At 45.7% G+C, this 17,131-nt stretch carries 10 protein-coding genes; 6 read left to right on the forward strand and 4 right to left on the reverse strand.

Annotated elements, in window-relative coordinates:
* Nucleotides 1-40 precede the first annotated feature (40 nt).
* The 3 genes from hemL to ACMCM8_RS00455 all read right to left on the reverse strand — a co-directional run bounded on the left by hemL (nucleotide 41) and on the right by ACMCM8_RS00455 (nucleotide 3,115).
* Nucleotides 41-1,321, reverse strand: a complete 1,281-nt coding sequence (hemL, locus tag ACMCM8_RS00445; RefSeq protein ID WP_412724370.1) for a glutamate-1-semialdehyde 2,1-aminomutase — start codon at nucleotides 1,319-1,321, stop codon at nucleotides 41-43.
* A gap of 4 nt (nucleotides 1,322-1,325) precedes the next feature.
* Entirely contained in the window at nucleotides 1,326-2,339 is a 1,014-nt protein-coding gene (locus ACMCM8_RS00450) for an aspartate carbamoyltransferase (RefSeq protein ID WP_412724372.1), read from the reverse strand.
* Nucleotides 2,340-2,458: 119 nt separating this feature from the next.
* Nucleotides 2,459-3,115, reverse strand: coding sequence for a TetR/AcrR family transcriptional regulator (locus ACMCM8_RS00455; protein ID WP_412724374.1), 657 nt, complete (start codon nucleotides 3,113-3,115; stop codon nucleotides 2,459-2,461).
* 227 nt (nucleotides 3,116-3,342) lie between these two features.
* Here ACMCM8_RS00455 and ACMCM8_RS00460 point away from each other — a divergent pair, with 227 nt between their 5' ends.
* The 3 genes from ACMCM8_RS00460 (at nucleotide 3,343) to ACMCM8_RS00470 (ending at nucleotide 8,555) form a co-directional block, all read left to right on the forward strand.
* Nucleotides 3,343-4,482 carry an efflux RND transporter periplasmic adaptor subunit gene (locus ACMCM8_RS00460; RefSeq protein WP_412724376.1) on the forward strand — a complete coding sequence of 380 codons (1,140 nt, stop codon included), beginning with the start codon at nucleotides 3,343-3,345 and terminating at the stop codon, nucleotides 4,480-4,482.
* A complete protein-coding gene (locus tag ACMCM8_RS00465; RefSeq protein ID WP_412724378.1) occupies nucleotides 4,482-7,640 on the forward strand; it encodes an efflux RND transporter permease subunit in 3,159 nt (1,052 codons plus the stop codon). Before ACMCM8_RS00460 ends, ACMCM8_RS00465 begins: the two co-directional genes overlap by 1 nt.
* 201 nt (nucleotides 7,641-7,841) lie before the next feature.
* Nucleotides 7,842-8,555: a DUF2982 domain-containing protein gene (locus tag ACMCM8_RS00470; protein WP_412724380.1), complete on the forward strand. Its 714-nt coding sequence runs from the start codon at nucleotides 7,842-7,844 to the stop codon at nucleotides 8,553-8,555.
* A gap of 39 nt (nucleotides 8,556-8,594) precedes the next feature.
* Here ACMCM8_RS00470 and ACMCM8_RS00475 read toward each other — a convergent pair whose 3' ends face one another.
* Nucleotides 8,595-11,708, reverse strand: coding sequence for a hybrid sensor histidine kinase/response regulator (locus ACMCM8_RS00475; protein ID WP_412724382.1), 3,114 nt, complete (start codon nucleotides 11,706-11,708; stop codon nucleotides 8,595-8,597).
* 212 nt (nucleotides 11,709-11,920) lie between these two features.
* On the opposite strand from ACMCM8_RS00475, the gene parC reads away from it, so the two are divergent.
* The 3 genes from parC to ACMCM8_RS00490 all read left to right on the forward strand — a co-directional run bounded on the left by parC (nucleotide 11,921) and on the right by ACMCM8_RS00490 (nucleotide 17,033).
* A complete protein-coding gene (parC, locus tag ACMCM8_RS00480; RefSeq protein WP_412724384.1) occupies nucleotides 11,921-14,200 on the forward strand; it encodes a DNA topoisomerase IV subunit A in 2,280 nt (759 codons plus the stop codon).
* Between the two features lie 128 nt (nucleotides 14,201-14,328).
* A complete protein-coding gene (locus ACMCM8_RS00485) occupies nucleotides 14,329-14,865 on the forward strand; it encodes a heme NO-binding domain-containing protein (RefSeq protein ID WP_412724386.1) in 537 nt (178 codons plus the stop codon).
* An 11-nt stretch (nucleotides 14,866-14,876) separates the two neighbouring features.
* On the forward strand, nucleotides 14,877-17,033 hold the full coding sequence (locus ACMCM8_RS00490) for a putative bifunctional diguanylate cyclase/phosphodiesterase (RefSeq protein ID WP_412724388.1): 2,157 nt from the start codon (nucleotides 14,877-14,879) through the stop codon (nucleotides 17,031-17,033).
* The last annotated feature ends 98 nt before the right edge of the window (nucleotides 17,034-17,131 follow it).

Below are 17,131 nucleotides of genomic sequence, written 5' to 3' on the forward strand. Positions count from 1 at the left end.
ATAGCAAGGTGATTGAGGCTTAACGTATTTGCGTTACCCTTTATAAAGAGGCAAAAACCTTATCAGCTGCAATCAAGGTCTTTTCGATGATATCTGCATCATGGGCTTTAGACACAAAGCCAGCTTCGTAAGAGGCGGGCGCTAAATATACGCCTTCATTTAACATACCGTGGTAAAACTTATTAAACTGTGCAGTATTACAATTAATTGCTTGGCTGTAGTTCGTCACCTTCTTCACATCAGTAAAGAAGATCCCAAACATGCTACCTGCAATATTAGTTGTCAGAGGGATGTTGTGCTTATCGGCGAGGGCTTGAAAACCGTCGACTAACACTTGCGTGTTTTCAAAAATAGAGTCGTAAAGATCGGCTTGTTCAATTTGCGCCATCGCGGCAAGCCCTGCAGCCATCGCGATAGGGTTACCGGATAAGGTGCCCGCCTGATAGACAGGGCCTGTTGGGGCAATATGGGTAATAATGTCTTTGCGACCACCGAAACAGCCCACTGGCATACCACCACCGATGACCTTACCTAAACAGGTTAAATCCGGTTTGATGTTATAACGCTCTTGCGCGCCGCCACGGGATACGCGAAAACCTGTCATCACCTCATCAAAAATCAACACGCTGCCATATTCATCACAAACAGTGCGAAGACCTTCCAGAAAACCCTCTACCGGTGGGATACAATTCATGTTGCCCGCGACTGGCTCAACAATAATACAGGCAATATCGTCACCATGGGCAGCAAAAATGTCCTTTACGCTTTGCAGGTTATTATATTCTACCGTCAAAGTATGTTCTGCCACGTTAGCAGGGACACCTGGTGAACTGGGTACACCTAAGGTCAGTGCGCCAGAGCCCGCTTTTACCAACAGTGAATCGGCGTGACCGTGATAACAACCTTCAAATTTAACGATTTTATTACGCCCAGTGTAACCACGGGCCAAACGAATGGCGGACATCGTGGCTTCGGTACCCGAGTTGACCATGCGTACCATTTCCATAGACGGCACCAGTTGACTTACCTTTTCCGCCATAAGCACTTCGGCTTCTGTGGGCGCGCCGAAAGATAGGCCATTGTGTGAGGCAGCAATAACCGCTTCGCGAATGTTTGCGTTATTGTGACCTAAGATCATCGGGCCCCAAGACTGGATGTAGTCGATATACTGCTTTCCATCGGCATCCCACATATACGCACCGTCCGCTTTGGTGATAAAGCGCGGTGTGCCACCCACTGCTTTAAATGCACGTACTGGTGAGTTAACGCCACCTGGAATTGTTTTTTGCGCGCGGGCAAAGAGGGCTTCAGATTTTTGCATGTAATTACTTACTCTTGTTGCTATACCAAACCACATCGCGTTCATACTTGGTCACTAAATGATCGACGCCAAGTGTCAGTGCAAAGAGGGCCATACGTACTAACACGCCGTTATCGGTTTGTCTGAATATGGCTAGGTTTGGGTTGAGGTTTAGATCGTTATCCAATTCGTTGGCTTCCATACGGGAATCTCGCGGAAGCGGATGCATGATAACGGTCTTCGACTGGAAATGTTTGGTGTAAATAGACTGATTCAGTCTAAATTTACCGCGGTATTTATTGGCTTCTTCCTGAGAGGGAAAGCGCTCTTCCTGAATGCGGGTTTGATAACAGATATCCACATCCATATTGCCTTCTAACGTTTCGGTGATGGTTAGTTGGTGGCCGGCGTTTTCAATGGCGTCGATAATAGGTTGAGGCATGGCCAGTTCTTTAGGCGAAATCAACGTAAAGCGCACGTTTTTAAACAGGCACAATAAGCGCGAGAGGGAGTGCACGGTTCTTCCGTAGCGCAAATCACCAATCATTGCGATATGTAATCCATCGATACCCTGGCCATTGTATTCAAGTTCTCGCTTAATGGTAAACAGATCAAGCAAAGCCTGAGTTGGGTGCTCATTGGCTCCATCACCACCGTTAATAACCGGGACGCGACTGCCTTCTGCAAACTCAGCCACCGAGCCTGCGGCAGGGTGACGCATGGCGATTATGTCAGAATAGCCACTTAGCACACGGGCGGTGTCGTACAATGATTCACCCTTGGCAAGGGCTGAGCTCGACATGCCAGTGGTTTCCCTTACTTCTCCACCTAACAGGTTAAACGCGGTGCCAAAGCTTACTCGGGTACGGGTACTGGGTTCGAAGAAAAGGTTGCCTAAAATTGCACCGTCTAACACAGTGGTGCGCTTTTGACGTTTAGCATAGGGTTGCATGGATGTGGCGACGGAGAAGACCTTCTCTATCGCCTCGCGATCGAATTGATTAACCGAAAGAATATGGTTACCGGTAAAGTCAGGCATGAGTCACTCAATCATCAACGAAAACGGCGCTAGTGTATAATACGAACTGTGATAAGTCATTAACTGCGCTGCCAGTCAGTGTGAGTTTTTAAGCGCCTCACAGCGTACTATGACCCTTACTATGCGTTACTGGGGGTCTGAGACGTGTAGTAGTTAAACAGCAAGTTAATTTTCTCTGCAGCCCTTTTTACATGAGCGTCAATTTCAGCATCAGGTAAGGGAGACTGAATGCCACACAACATCATAGTGTGAAACTCACTCTTTAACAGCGAGCAGAAGTCCAGTGCCAGTTCGTGAGCACGCTCGTTGCTTAGTTTACCGTGGCCATATTGTGCGACTACTTTACTCAGTGTTGCCAACGATGCTTGCGGGCCTGCTTGATAAAATAGCGTCGCGACATGCGCATTATTTACCGCTTCGGCAATGATCACTCTGAACATGGCAACCGCATCTTCATCCTGTAATAAGCGTACAAACTGCACACCCACTTTTTTCAAGCATTCATATAGCGATAATGCACCAGCTGTGGCATCAATAAGCTGTTGTGTGTCCAGCTGATAGGAACGGCATTTTGACGTAATGGCAGCCTGAAAAAGGGCATCTTTACTCTCAAAGTGTGAATAGACAGTTTGCTTTGATACACCCGAGGCTTTCGCCACCATGTCCATTGAGGTATTGGCAAATCCATCGCTCAAGAACAGGCAAGACGCGGCTTCAAGAATTAAATAGTATTTTTCTTCGCTTTTAGGTCTGCCTTGCCTTCTTACTACTGTCATGAATACTCACTTTTGTACGGCGATTTAAATATCAAACTAGACGGTCTAGTATTTATATACTAGCATAGGGTCAGGATGTTGCCAATGTCACAGGGTTTTGCAAACAAACGCCCGAGTAAGACGGCAACTGATGAAGTGCTGTTTGTAAAACGCAACCTGAAATCAACCGTCTTTTTCGATCAAATCATCAGGCCGTAGATGCCTAAACACTGTAAAAGGGAAATGTTATGACTGCCGTGCAGAATTCGGATAAAGGTGGCCAGCGCAACCTGTTTATCTCAATTGTAATTTTCTTTATTGCGCTGATTGTGTTGCTAGTAACGGCAGGGTTTGGCAATGCAACGCACTCTCCAGAAGCGCGGGTTCCCATGGTGGTCTCCACTGCCTCAGTTAAGATTCAAGACGGCTTTGAAACACCGATTAACGTTTTTGGCTTAGTGGAATCACCCAAAACCACCTCACTTTCTTTTGATATGAATGGTCAGGTCAATGTGCTGTATGTGGATGAAGGGGCACGAGTGTCAAAAGGCGACAAGGTGGCACAGCTTGATGTACAACGCTTGAAGGCCAGAAAGAAGGAGCTTGAAGCTTCGCTTGCCAGAGCCAAGGCAGATGCCGCATTGGCACAAATAAACCAGCAGCGCACACAGACATTGGTGGATAAAAATCTTGAGTCTGCCCAGCGCCTTGACGAGGTAAAAGCCGCCTTAAATATCGCTAAAGCCCAGGTCAGTGAAATAGAAGCCGCGTTAGATTCTCTATTGGTAGACGTTGAAAAAGCGACATTAGTGGCGCCGTTTGACGGCACCGTCAATCAGCGCTTTCTCGATGAAGGCAGTGTAGTGAGTGCTTCAAGTCCCATTATTGGCATTACCAGCACGGAGAATTACCAAGCGAGATTTGCGGTACCTGCCGATATTGTAGCGCAGTTTGACGTTGATCAGCAGGTGAAGGTGCGCGTAGGCGACCATGCCGTACCTGCCACTGTGACACAACGATTACCGGTGAGAAATGTGCAAACCCGTACCGTGGACATTCTGGTGACCTTGTCTAGTAATACACAGATTCGTCCCGGCGACATGGCTATTTTAACCGGCTTTCGTACGCACCACGAAAAGGGGAGCTGGTTGCCCGTTAATGCACTGAGTAATGGGCTACGTGGCTTGTGGCGTGTGTTTGTTCTTGTTGGTGAAAAAGACAACAAGCTTGAAGCTCGTATCGTTGAGGTGGTGTATACCGATGGAAGCCATGCCTTTGTAAGAGGTGCATTAAAGGAAGGTGAGCACTATGTCACTGAAGGTACGCACAAACTTGCACCTGGACAAATGGTGTCATTGCAACAGCACACGCCAGCGGGTGCGCGATAATGAAATCATTTAATTTTGAAAAAGACAAAGTTTACCCGTGGTATACCCTGTTTTATCGGCGTGGCCATCTGCTTATTTTAAGCCTAATCATCTTGATGACAGCCGGGCTTTCTGCATTGGGCTCTTTGCCGCGAATTGAAGATCCCCGTATAGATACGCGTAATGCTCTGGTGATTACGCAATATCCAGGCGCATCAGCCCAGCGCGTTGAAGCCTTGGTCACAGATGTATTGGAAGATAGGCTAAGAGAAATCTTCGAAATCAAGGAAGTGAAATCGACCTCTCGTTCCGGTATCTCGGTAATTATGCTTGAGACGCAGGACTGGGTCGACAACAGCAATAACGAAGAGCTGTTTAGTGAGATCCGCGATGCCATCGGCGCTGCATCCTCTTCCTTTCCTGAGGGCGCAATGGCGCCGGTATTTGACGAAAAGCGCGGCGCTACGGCTTTTACATTGTTGTTGTCTCTGACGCCGACGTATCCTGAAACCACACCACTCACCCTGACATCGCGTCTAGCACAAGAACTCACTGACCGTCTTCGCAATATCAATGGTACGGAACTGGTGCGCGTATATGGTGCGCCTAAAGAAGAGATCAGTGTACACATCGACCCCCTTAAATTGGCGGCCACTGGGTTAACGTTACAGCAGGTTAGCCAGCAAATAAAACGCGCAGACCCTAAACTACCAGCCGGTATGTTGGTCAGTGAGCACAATAATTTGCGCTTTTCGGTGGGTGAGGGGTTAGACGGTGTCAATATGATTGCTTCTATTCCTCTGGTAAACGAGCAGGGGCGCTATTTACGTGTGGAAGATATTGCCAGTGTAACGCGAGGCTATGCGACACCGCGCAATGACATCGCAATACTAAACGGTGTGGAAAGTGTGTTTGTAGCGGCGCGTATGCAGCCTTCTTTGCGCGCGGATGTATGGACTGAAAATGCCCTGGCGGTGGTGGAGCAGTTTAATCGGGATTTTAGCGGTACGCTAAACGCTGAAGTGGCGTTTGAGCAAAACCAATATACCGCCTCCCGTTTGTCTGGACTGTCGATGAACCTATTAATGGGCTGTGCGGTGGTTATGTTAGTGATCCTGCTGTTTATGGGTTTTCGCGCCGCGTGGATCGTCGGGTTAGCCCTGCCGCTTTGTGCCGCTTTTGCGCTTTTCTCGCTGAGCTTCTACGATGAGCAAATCCATCAGATGTCTATTTTCGGCATGATCATCGCCATTGGTCTTCTCATTGACAATGCCATCGTTATTACCGACGAAATTCGGCTAAATTTGCAAGACCCAAACCTGACTCGGGTGGGGGCGATGGCCAAAAGTGTCTCCCATCTATTTGTGCCCCTTCTGGCATCTACTCTGACCACAGTGTTAGGTTTTATGCCCATCTTCTTGCTTGACGGCAATATTGGTGATTTTGTCGGTCCAATAGCAATAAGCGTCGTAATGGCATTAATCGGCTCACTGTTTATTTCATTGACCATTATTGCTGCACTAGCCGCCCGTTTTTTACCTAAGTACGATGACTCGGTTGAACAGCAACAGATCCAACGACAAGAGGCTACCCAACCATGGTGGAAAGTAGGGTTACAAGCGCCTACTTTAAGTCTCGCGTTTAGTAAACAGCTGGGGCGTTGGATAAAGCAGCCTGTCATTGTCTTACCTGTGGTGGCCGTATTTTGTCTGTCGGGCTTCGTATTGTCTTCCACTTTAGCCAATGTGTTTTTTCCCAGTGCTGATAGAGATCAGTTCGAAGTGTACTTGTGGACAAAAGAAGGCAGTAGTATCGAGAATACCGCGGATTATGTCAGACTAATTGACAAAGCAATACGCCAGGAAAAAGGTGTAGAACAGGTCAGTTGGCTGGTGGGTGGTTCGGCACCTTCAGTTTATTACAATCAAACCATGACACGAGACAACACACCGTATTTTGCTAACGCTGTGGTCACCACCGATACGGTAGAAAATGCAGCGACATTGGTCGGGCAGTTACAACGTGAACTTGATGTTGCTTACCCGCAAGTACAAATTGTGGTGCGCGCATTTGGACAAGGACCGCCTATCGCTGCGCCCGTTGAAGTTGAAATACTCGGGCCAGATTTAAATGTGTTGAATGACTTAGGCGACCAAGTGCGCATGTTTATGTCACAGGTCGATGGAATTTCGCAGTCTACAGCCAGTATTTCAATGGGCGAACCAGAACTTAAAATAGAGGCAAACAGTGATAGCTTGTCATATCTTGGGTTAACCCTGTCAGATTTAGCTAATCAAATGCAGATTAATTTTTCGGGGATCACCGGGGGCTCTGTTTTAGAAAGTACTGAGGAAATTCCCGTACGCGTTCGTCTTAACGAAGCGTTTAGACAAAGTGTTGAAGGGGTAGATGCGATGCCCATTCCTGTAGCCTCGGCCAGCACAGTGGGGTGGGCGCCATTGGCAGCGGTGACGTCTTTGTCATTGCACCCTGCTATTAGCAGTATTACACGACTAGACGGCGAGCGTCTTAATCGCATTCAGGCGTACTTGTTGCCCGGTGTCCCGGCCGTTGACGCCAGTCACCAATTGCGAACCTTATTGGAAAGCCATTTAGTCCTACCTGAAGGCTACCGCATTCACTTAGCCGGTGATGCAGATGAACAACAGCAAGCCCTTGGGAAACTCGCCACTTACGCTCCCGTCTTGCTAGTACTCATGATTACAACCTTGATCCTTACGTTTACCAGTTTGCGGATGGCAGGGGTAATTGGTCTAGTGGCAATACTGTCTGTAGGCCTGGGCATGTTCAGCTTATGGCTTTCAGGATTACCGGTAGGCTTTAATCCTTTGTTAGGCTGTGCAGGTCTCATTGGGGTTGCAATCAATGGCTCTATCGTTGTTATTGCTGCCATTAATGCCAACCCGCAGGCAAAACGCGGCGATACAAAAGCCATAGTGGAAGAAACCATGAGCTGTAGTCGACACATACTGTCTACTACCTTTACTACAGTAGGCGGGCTTATTCCTTTACTCCTTTTCAGCGAAGGAAGCTTCTGGCCGCCTTTGGCTGTGGTGCTGGCTGGGGGAGTAGGGTTTTCGGTTATTTTGTCTCTGGTATTCACGCCGACCATTGTGGCGGCATTCCAACGTTACCGTTTCCGAGCTGAATTCGCGTAATATCACCCTATGTAAAAAGAGATAAACCTCATTGGCAATAACGGGTAAACTGGAATGGCGGAGAATTCGTAAAACGTTATATGAGCAGGCTTATGCAAAAAAATAATGTGTTTAAACGCTGGTGGTATACAGACTGTGTTAGATGCAAGCGAATAAGGCTGTATGTTTTGTGGGCGGTAATCATGACGGTAGTGTATTTGTATGTCTGGCACTAGTGCAGAACCAATTTATATTCGGGCAGCGTCTAAAAGCAATGGCATAACCAGTATTGTGATTGGTGTTGTTGGCCTGGTGATCGCTGCGCTTTGGCTGACACTGTTACCCGAATGGTTATTCTTAGCCGGTATTTTTATTACCAGTGCCGCGTTAGTTTGCCTGTTAGTGGGCTATTTTAAGATTAGAGAACCCGATTTTAGTTTAGAAATAGCCAAAGACTACATCACCTATCAACATCGTTTGGGTAGTTGGCGAATTCATTGGAACAATCTGCAGCGCGTTGATTGCCCTAAAGTCAGGCTGGGTCTTGACCACGTACCCCTTGAAGCTGTGGGGTTTAGACTGAAAAGTTATTCTGATTTTCTAAATACTATATCCCCTCGGTTAGCAACCCATTTGTTAATGGAACAACGGCCGTTATTGATGCAAAACACCGATGAAAATTGCGCATCGGGAAGCTGTTACGAACAATCTATGTTTGATGATAAGCCCTATGTAATGGAAGATGGCTCAGTGATAAAAGGGGTTAAGGCCATGCTCGCCCACCGAATGGTTGAACTGAGAAAGCGTCTGGGTTTTGATATTTTTATCGCCAGTTCTGAATTGGACCGCGACGCGCAAGCATTTGCTGCGCTAATTGCGCAGTGTCAGCGAGCCAGAATCGATTATACCCACCAAGAGGAGGCCAGTGCGCCTTAATCTGGTAATAAATTTTTGCAGAAACACTGTTGCGTTATCTCACGTTCGGCTTTCTTCCAGCACTTTTTGGGCTTCGTGGATAAGTTCAGGTAAGTGAATTTCAACTAAATTGTGTTGGCCCAGTTTTAAAGCACTTTCTGTTTCATTGGCAAGGTGCTGCATTCGAGGAAGACCGGTATAACAACACGCACCGTGTAGTTTGTGAACTTCTATTTTTAGCTCACTATAGTTTCTTTCTTTCCACATTGACGTGAGTGTTTCGATAGTTTCAGGGAGTAAATTTACAAAGCCTTTCAGTAATTCCTTTGCACTATCTTCGTTTTGATTGGCGCGCTTTAGTGCAAGTTGCCAGTCAATGGAAGGAAAGACTATTTCTCCGGGTTCAACGTTGTGGCACCAGGATTTAATGAGATCAATAAGAAGCTCAGCCTCAATAGGTTTAGGTAGGTAATCGTCCATACCTGAAGCCAGCAGTCTCTCTTGTTCTTCTTTAAACGCATGCGCAGTGACTGCCACAATTGGCGTTCCCATATTTAAAGGTAATTTTCGTATCTCGCGAGTCGCCTGAAGTCCGTCCATACCCGGCATTTGAACATCCATCAAGATAAGGTCAAACTCTTCTGTCTGGCATTGATTTACAGCATCTTGTCCACTGACCGTTGTGGTTAACTCAATGGGCGAATTATCTAACCAGGTATGCAACAGCTTTAAGTTCATTTCCATGTCGTCTACCGCGAGTATTTTTACTTTTGGTAGGGTTTCTATTTTTTCGTGGATAGCATTGCGAGGTTGGGCTTTTTGCCCGTGCACGAGACTGTCGAGTTTTGTCAATGTTACGGGCATGCGCAACTGCGAATGAAAATGTTGGGATAAACTCGGATATTGGGCAAAAGGTTCAGGGCCTGAATACCACAGTACCCGCTGTTTTGCAGGGAACGAAACAAAACGACGTAGATGTATATCCCGTGAAGCAATTTTAGTTACAGGAACGGTTGCCATAAAAAAGTCGTATTGGTCGTTGAGTGTAGTTAAGAAGTCCAGCGATTCCACAGTGGTAACATCTGCGCCTAATGCACACAATAAATTGGCGCTAGCTCTTCGCGTGGTGGGGATCGGATCAAAAATGACGACTCGCTTGTGATGCCATGCGTCGCTGGTCGACAAGACGTATTTTTGGCTGAGCTGATTCATTCTCAGTGATACATTGAAGGTAGAGCCTTGGCCCAGGACGCTTTTTAACGTGAGGTCGCCATTCATAAGACGGACTAATTCTTTACTAATGACCAGTCCAAGTCCCGTACCTTGATAACTTCGATTCAGGGCATCATCTATTTGAGAAAATGCATTGAAAAGCTTCTTTCTATCTTGACGACTTATACCAATACCGGTGTCTTCCACGGTAATATTTAATTCGTGGATACCATGGGAAAGCGTACGTCCGCTAACGGCTAGTGTGATAGTCCCCTGAGATGTAAATTTGAGCGCATTGCTGAGCAAATTATTCAATACTTGCTTAATGCGAAAGACATCGCCGATAAGCTTTTCTGGAAGTGGATCTAAATCGTAGACAAACTCGATACGTTTACTGTGAGACGACTTTGCCATCATGGTCACCATTTCCTCCAACAACTTATTGGGAGAAAAGGGTTGATTGTTAATTTTTAGTTTACCCGCTTCAATTTTCGAAAAGTCCAACACATCATTGACAATAGTAAGCAAGTTGTCTGCAGCAGTATTGACAATTCTTACCTGCTCTTGTTGATCGGGGGGAAGGGGGGCGTTATTTAGTTCTTTACTGAACCCTAAAATGGCATTCAATGGTGTTCTTATCTCATGGCTCATGTTCGCCAGAAACTGGGACTTTACATTACTGGCCTTTATGGCGTCTTTACGCGCTATATCTAAACGGGCGTTTTGCTCTTCAATGAGTTCCATGTTGTTGCGAAGATCATTGGTTGCCTGCTCTACTTCACTTTTTAACTGGCTACGGCTTTTCTCCATCAATGCAAAGGAAAACAATCCTGCTTCTAAAAAAACACTTACTTGAAAGCAATAAGTGGTGAAGTCATTCGAAGGCATAAAACCCACCAGGCTTAACATCCCGATGATGGCACCTGACGCCAGAATGGACCATGCGAAAATAAAGTATCTTGCCGGTTTGAAATCATTAAAGAAGGCTTCGAAACCTGCATATATATAACTGAGAATGGCGAGAAAGCCCGTGCCATATACTAAGTTGTTCTTCCAGATAGGAGGAAACAAATCGACAAAGCACACCAGACCCACTAGCGCTTGTGCGATAAGTAAATACTTTATAATGGGATGAGAGGTAGGCGCATGTTCCTGAGTTTCCAAAAATGTCAGGGTAAAGAGGCCTGAACTAATGCCGATTATCACAAAAATTAGTTCAGAGTGACCGACTAACCATGAAGGCATGCCTTGAGTAAAAATTAAATGGGTGTGTCCACCCCAGATAACCTGCCAAAGGATCACCGCCAGAATATAGCCTACATAAGCCAGTAAACTTTTCTCCCGAACCCCGAAAAAGAGAGACAGATTGTAAATAGCCAAAATGAGTAAACCGCCATAGAACAATCCCCACAATAAACTATCTAACTGGTAGTAACTGCTGTGAACGGGGGCAGCCTGAATTTTTAATGGCGCAATCAAACTCGATGAATGACTTTCTATGCGAATGTACAAGTCCACGGGGGTGCCCATAGGGAGTTCCACTTGTAGAGTGGGGATGCGAAATCGCTGCTCATTTTGGGCTTTTCCCTGATGGCTTTGTGCGATCACCTCGCCTTCTTGAACCAGATAGAAGTCCACAGTATCAAGTTGACTGAAGTTTATCGTAAATACCCAGTCTGTTTCGTTTGAAATATTTGCCACTGAGGTAAGCAGCCACATTCCATTGTCGCGAAATCCGAAATTAGGATTATCATGGGGATGCATCAAAAAGTCGTTACGCCTTCGCGATACATCGCTTATAGTCAGTTGATAATCGGTTTCAAACAGGTAATACAGTGAGTCAGATAAGACGAGGGTTCTTTTCTCATCGAAAAGTTGCTCAATATGTTGGGCGCGCGAAATAGACGGCATTGCTACTATAGCAACACATAATAAAAAAAGTAGAACTCGGAAGTCGCGCATTGCCGTCTGTATTCTTAGTATGTTTTTTGCTATTAAACCATTGTCTTAACATTATGACAAAGTACAGTATCTGCAAAAAAACAGTTTTTCTAACAAGGATTGCACCTAGTCACGGTTTACCCCACAATAAGACGATACACGCTATCAGGTAACGCGCTATATTACCTTGTGTCGAGCGCATTGGTATTTAATAACAAAACGAAAAAACAATCATGAGTGACGAGATCATCATTAATCGAGATGGGGTAGAGCAACTTCCACTTCGACGCTTCACCGAAGACGCTTATCTTAACTATTCCATGTACGTAATCATGGACAGGGCGTTGCCTCATATTGCCGATGGATTAAAACCGGTTCAGCGCAGAATTATTTACGCGATGTCTGATCTGGGCCTGAGCGCCAATGCAAAATACAAAAAATCAGCCCGAACGGTAGGTGATGTGTTGGGTAAGTTTCACCCACACGGGGACTCGGCCTGTTACGAAGCGATGGTGTTAATGGCGCAACCATTCTCCTATCGATATCCGCTAGTCGATGGACAAGGTAACTGGGGGGCGCCAGATGATCCAAAATCTTTCGCCGCCATGCGTTACACCGAAGCAAAACTCTCGCGATTTTCAGAGGTTTTACTCAACGAGTTAGGTCAAGGGACAGTTGATTGGGTCCCTAATTTTGATGGTACGCTGGAAGAGCCAAGTGTGTTACCCGCGCGCTTACCCCATATTTTACTTAATGGTGTGACGGGTATTGCCGTGGGGATGGCGACAGATATACCACCACACAATGTTCGCGAGCTTGCCAACGCCTGCGCCATGCTACTGGATAACAGCAAAGCCGATCTTTGTGATGTGTTAGAACACGTCAATGGCCCTGATTATCCTACTGAAGCGGAAATTATTACGCCGAAAGCTGATATTCAAAAGCTCTATGAAACAGGCCGCGGCTCCATCAAAATGCGCGCGGTGTATATTGAAGAAAATGGGGATGTGGTGATCACAGCGTTACCTCATCAAGCTTCAGGCGCCAAAATTCTTGAGCAGATTGCCGCGCAAATGCAGGCGAAAAAGCTGCCTATGGTGAGTGATCTCCGCGACGAATCAGACCATGAAAACCCCACTCGCTTAGTGATTACTCCTCGCTCAAATCGCGTCGACGTCACTCAGCTCATGCAGCACCTATTTGCTACTACAGACCTTGAAAAGAACTACCGCGTCAATCTGAATATGATCGGGCTTGACGGGCGCCCTCAGGTGAAAGACTTACGTAGTATTTTGTCCGAGTGGCTTGAATACCGGAAAGACACGGTAACCCGACGTTTGCAATACCGCTTAGATAAAGTGTTGGCTCGGCTACATATTTTAGAAGGCTTATTGATAGCGTTTCTAAATATCGATGAAGTTATTGAAATTATCAGAACTTTCGACAAGCCTAAGCTTGAGCTTATGTCACGATTCGGTTTAACCGACACTCAGGCAGAAGCCATTTTAGAATTAAAACTTCGCCACCTTGCTAAATTGGAAGAAATGAAGATAAAAGGTGAGCAAGACGAGCTTGCTGAAGAAAGAGATAAATTAGAGCAACTTCTAGGGTCAGATCGTCGCTTGAAGACATTGATAAAGAAAGAAATCCTGTCTGATGCTGAAAAGTATGGTGATGAACGTCGCTCGCCTATCATTGAACGCGGTGAAGCTAAAGCGCTATCTGAAAAGGAACTTGTGCCAGCTGAATCCGTGACAGTAGTACTGTCAGAGAAAGGGTGGGCTCGTTGTGCTAAAGGTCACGATATCGATGCCCAAGGGTTGAGTTACAAAGCGGGAGACGGCTATTTATCCAGTGCTGAAGGTAAGAGCAACCAACCCGTTGTGTTTCTTGATTCGTCGGGAAGAACGTTTGCTTGCGATGCACATGGTTTACCGTCAGCGCGAAGTCAAGGTGAGCCATTGACGGGACGATTTAGTATTGTGGGTGGCGAATCGTTTGAGCACGTTATTATGGCTCATGACGAGAGTAAGTTTTTAGTAGGATCTGATGCTGGATATGGTTTTGTTGGGTCGTTCAAAGATATGGTCAGTAAAAACAAAGCAGGTAAAGCTTACTTGTCCTTACCATCAGCTGCAAAAGTGATGAAGCCTACCCCTGTTTCTAATCCTGAATCTGACTGGTGTTTAAGTATTTCCAATGAAGGTCGCATGTTGATGTTCCCACTGCGCGATCTACCCAGCTTAGGCAAAGGTAAAGGGAATAAGCTTATTAATATCCCTTCAGCCAAAGCCCAATCTCGGGAAGAATATGTAAAAGTGCTGACAGTCGTGCCAGACGGGGCATCAGTGAAGGTGTCGGCAGGTAAACGCAATATGACATTGACCGCGGAAGACTTAACCCATTATCAAGGTGAGCGTGGTCGAAGAGGTAATAAGCTCCCCCGAGGCCTACAGCGGGTGGACAGCATCGAAGTCGTGTCACCGACCAAAGAGGAAATTACAGAGGTTTGACATACCAAAATGACGGTGTATTGAATGGGAACGCAAGCGCCTTTCATTATAGGCCGTTTCTCATAAATTTTCGTTGTCGTTACTCATAGGTGAACTACACTCAGTAAAGGGAAAAGTGAGGAATTTACATGTTAGGTATAGTTTTTACATCGCTTATCGATATGCTGGAAGAGAAAGTGTCTCCCGAGTTTGCTGACGATGTCATTATGGAAGCTAAATTAGAAAATGACGGCGCGTATACCGCTGTTGGTTACTATCCATTTGAAGAAATGCAACGCCTGCTAAGTGTATTGGTCAAAAAAACGGGTAAGTCTGTTGATGAATTATTATATGACTTTGGGTTTTATCTTTTTGGCAAATTGGGTGTGGTGCATGGAGAAGTGTTAGCTGGTACCGATAGCATGTTGGATATGCTTGAACACTTGGATAGTGATATTCACGTTCAAGTCAAGAAGCTTTACCCCGATGCCGATCTTCCACGATTTACAGTACTCAATAGGACTGAAAATACCATGCTCTTGCAATATTATTCTCAGAGAGAATTATTTGCCTTTGCTGAGGGATTGATGGATGGTGCTGCATCGTATTACGGATGTAAGTTAAAGCGAGAAACCAGAAAGGTGGAAGCGCCTTATACTTATGAATTCAATATTGCTTTAGCCTGAAAGGATGCTCTATGTCAATTGACCCGGCTGAAAAAAAGGATCAAATTGAGTTACTAGAGCGCCGTTTAAGCAGAGAACGCCGTGCCCGCAAACAAGCTGAAAAATTGCTCAATGAAAAAACGGCTCGCTCGTACGCCGAACTGCAAGAAAGTCAGCATGCGCAAAAAGATTTAGAGTTAGCTTTATGGGCATCCCAAGAATCATTCTGGAGTTGGGAAGCAAAAACGGATGTGGTTGAAATTCGGTCATTTTCGCTTCAATCTGAAAGTGTATTTACTTGGGTAGGCACTTTAATCCATATGATGAGCCGCGTTCACGAAGATGATTTGGAAGGATTGCAGTTTCATTGGGCTATGGCGTTACATGGCAACAGGGAACGCATTGAATTTTCATTTAGGCTCAAGTTGGAAGATGATTACCAGTGGGTACGCCTTAGAGGGAGGGTATTAAGGCGGGGTAGTAGTGGAGAAGCACTTCAGATAGTGGGTACCACTAAAGATATCACTCAGCAGCGGATGGCTGAACAGTCCTTTCACCTTATGGCATCCGCTTTTGCCAGCTCAAGAGAGCCCATGTTGGTGCTCTCCCCGGAACTGGTGATTACCGAATGCAATAACGCTTACCTTCAACTTGTGGGTGCTCCACTTAAAGAGCAGTGTATCGGTAAGGATTTCAATAGTATTTTTGTTGGCGATAAAGTTGATGTGCAGGCGTTGGCAATCGACAAGCAACTTCGTTTTGAAACCAGAATACAATCCCTCAAAGGCGAAATAAAAGCTGTAGATATTTCGCTGGCATTGTTTGAGACTCACCAGCAAACCTCTTCGTATCTCATTGCAACCATGCGTGATATCAGTGATAGACAACGCAATGAAGCTAAATTGAGACAACTTGCTTTACGGGATGAATTAACGGGATTGTCTAACAGGAATGCGCTTAGAGAAGCCATTGCTGACTTCGTGCTAGCCAAGCGGCAATTTACCTTAGTCTTTGTTGATCTCGATGGATTTAAAGCTATAAACGACAACGCTGGCCATGAACGAGGTGATGAAGAATTACAACGGGTAGGGGCATTGTTAACGGGGATGTTTGGCCCAACTGGCGATGTGGGTCGATGGGGAGGAGATGAGTTTATTGCGGTGCTACCGGATCAAACGGCACAAAGCGTTGCTGAAAAATCACAAACCCTCATTAAGCAGATTGAAGAAGACGAGATATTTGCCAAAGGGACAGGCCTTCGTTTGTCTGCAAGTATTGGGCTTGCTGAGTTTCCCGAGCACAGTAATAACATTGAAAGCTTAATTCAGTGTGCTGATGCGGCAATGTACCGTGCTAAAGAGTTAGGCAAGGGGCAGGCATTTATCTACGAAACGGGACTATACGAGAGTATGACTCAGCAAGTCAGTATGGTTAACGACTTGCGCAGAACGGTGGAAAACCACCTTTTGGATTTTTATATTCAAGGTAAGTACGATCTCAAAGGCGAGTTAAAAGGAGGCGAGATTCTCTGTCGCTGGATTTCAGGGCTTCATGGGGCAGTGTCACCTTCAGTGTTCATTCCAATTGCTGAAGAGCATAAAATGGACAGTGCCATTGGGTTGCAAGCGTTGGAAGCGGCGTGTGACTATATTTCTATAATGGAGTCACAACAGGGCAATGCGATTCCACTGTCGGTAAATATCAGCGCCAACCAGATGTTAGATCCGCAATTTCCAGAACAAGCAACTGCGATTTGTTTAGCGAGTCACGTTTCACCCGAATACATCGAGTTAGAACTTACGGAGTCCGTTTTTATACGTGATGAAGAAGCGGCGCTAAGAGCGTTGAATGCACTTCGGGATAAAGGGTTCAGGCTTTCTCTCGACGATTTTGGTAGTGGTTTTTCTTCATTAAGTTATTTGAGAAGTTTTCAGTTTGAAGTAGTCAAAATTGACAAGAGTTTGGTTTTTGGCATACATGAAAACAGTAAAGCAAACGCGTTGTTTAATGGCCTAATTGCCATGCTAAAAAGTTTGCAGATTGATGTAGTTGCCGAAGGTATTGAACTTGAATCCTATCTACCGTTTATGGAAATGGCAGATGTACAACTTATGCAAGGCTTTTACTTTGACAAACCGATGCCCTACGATCAGTTTATCGCAAAGCATACCTTTAAATTTGGCCGGTAGTTACAGTGTGATATGGGATTTAAAATAGGAAAAAGCCCATCAAAAAAATGGGCTTTAAAAGTAGGTGAGCCATCGTGAGATGGCGGCAGTGCTGAAAA

Source organism: Alteromonas sp. D210916BOD_24 (assembly GCF_047159385.1).
Classification (GTDB): domain Bacteria; phylum Pseudomonadota; class Gammaproteobacteria; order Enterobacterales; family Alteromonadaceae; genus Alteromonas.

Bases quoted from the DNA above. Each gene is read 5' to 3' on its own strand.
- hemL (WP_412724370.1), bottom strand. From the start codon at position 1,321: ATGCAAAAATCTGAAGCCCTCTTTGCCCGCGCGCAAAAAACAATTCCA.
- ACMCM8_RS00450 (WP_412724372.1), bottom strand. From the start codon at position 2,339: ATGCCTGACTTTACCGGTAACCATATTCTTTCGGTTAATCAATTCGAT.
- ACMCM8_RS00455 (WP_412724374.1), bottom strand. From the start codon at position 3,115: ATGACAGTAGTAAGAAGGCAAGGCAGACCTAAAAGCGAAGAAAAATAC.
- ACMCM8_RS00460 (WP_412724376.1), top strand. From the start codon at position 3,343: ATGACTGCCGTGCAGAATTCGGATAAAGGTGGCCAGCGCAACCTGTTT.
- ACMCM8_RS00465 (WP_412724378.1), top strand. From the start codon at position 4,482: ATGAAATCATTTAATTTTGAAAAAGACAAAGTTTACCCGTGGTATACC.
- ACMCM8_RS00470 (WP_412724380.1), top strand. From the start codon at position 7,842: ATGTCTGGCACTAGTGCAGAACCAATTTATATTCGGGCAGCGTCTAAA.
- ACMCM8_RS00475 (WP_412724382.1), bottom strand. From the start codon at position 11,708: ATGCGCGACTTCCGAGTTCTACTTTTTTTATTATGTGTTGCTATAGTA.
- parC (WP_412724384.1), top strand. From the start codon at position 11,921: ATGAGTGACGAGATCATCATTAATCGAGATGGGGTAGAGCAACTTCCA.
- ACMCM8_RS00485 (WP_412724386.1), top strand. From the start codon at position 14,329: ATGTTAGGTATAGTTTTTACATCGCTTATCGATATGCTGGAAGAGAAA.
- ACMCM8_RS00490 (WP_412724388.1), top strand. From the start codon at position 14,877: ATGTCAATTGACCCGGCTGAAAAAAAGGATCAAATTGAGTTACTAGAG.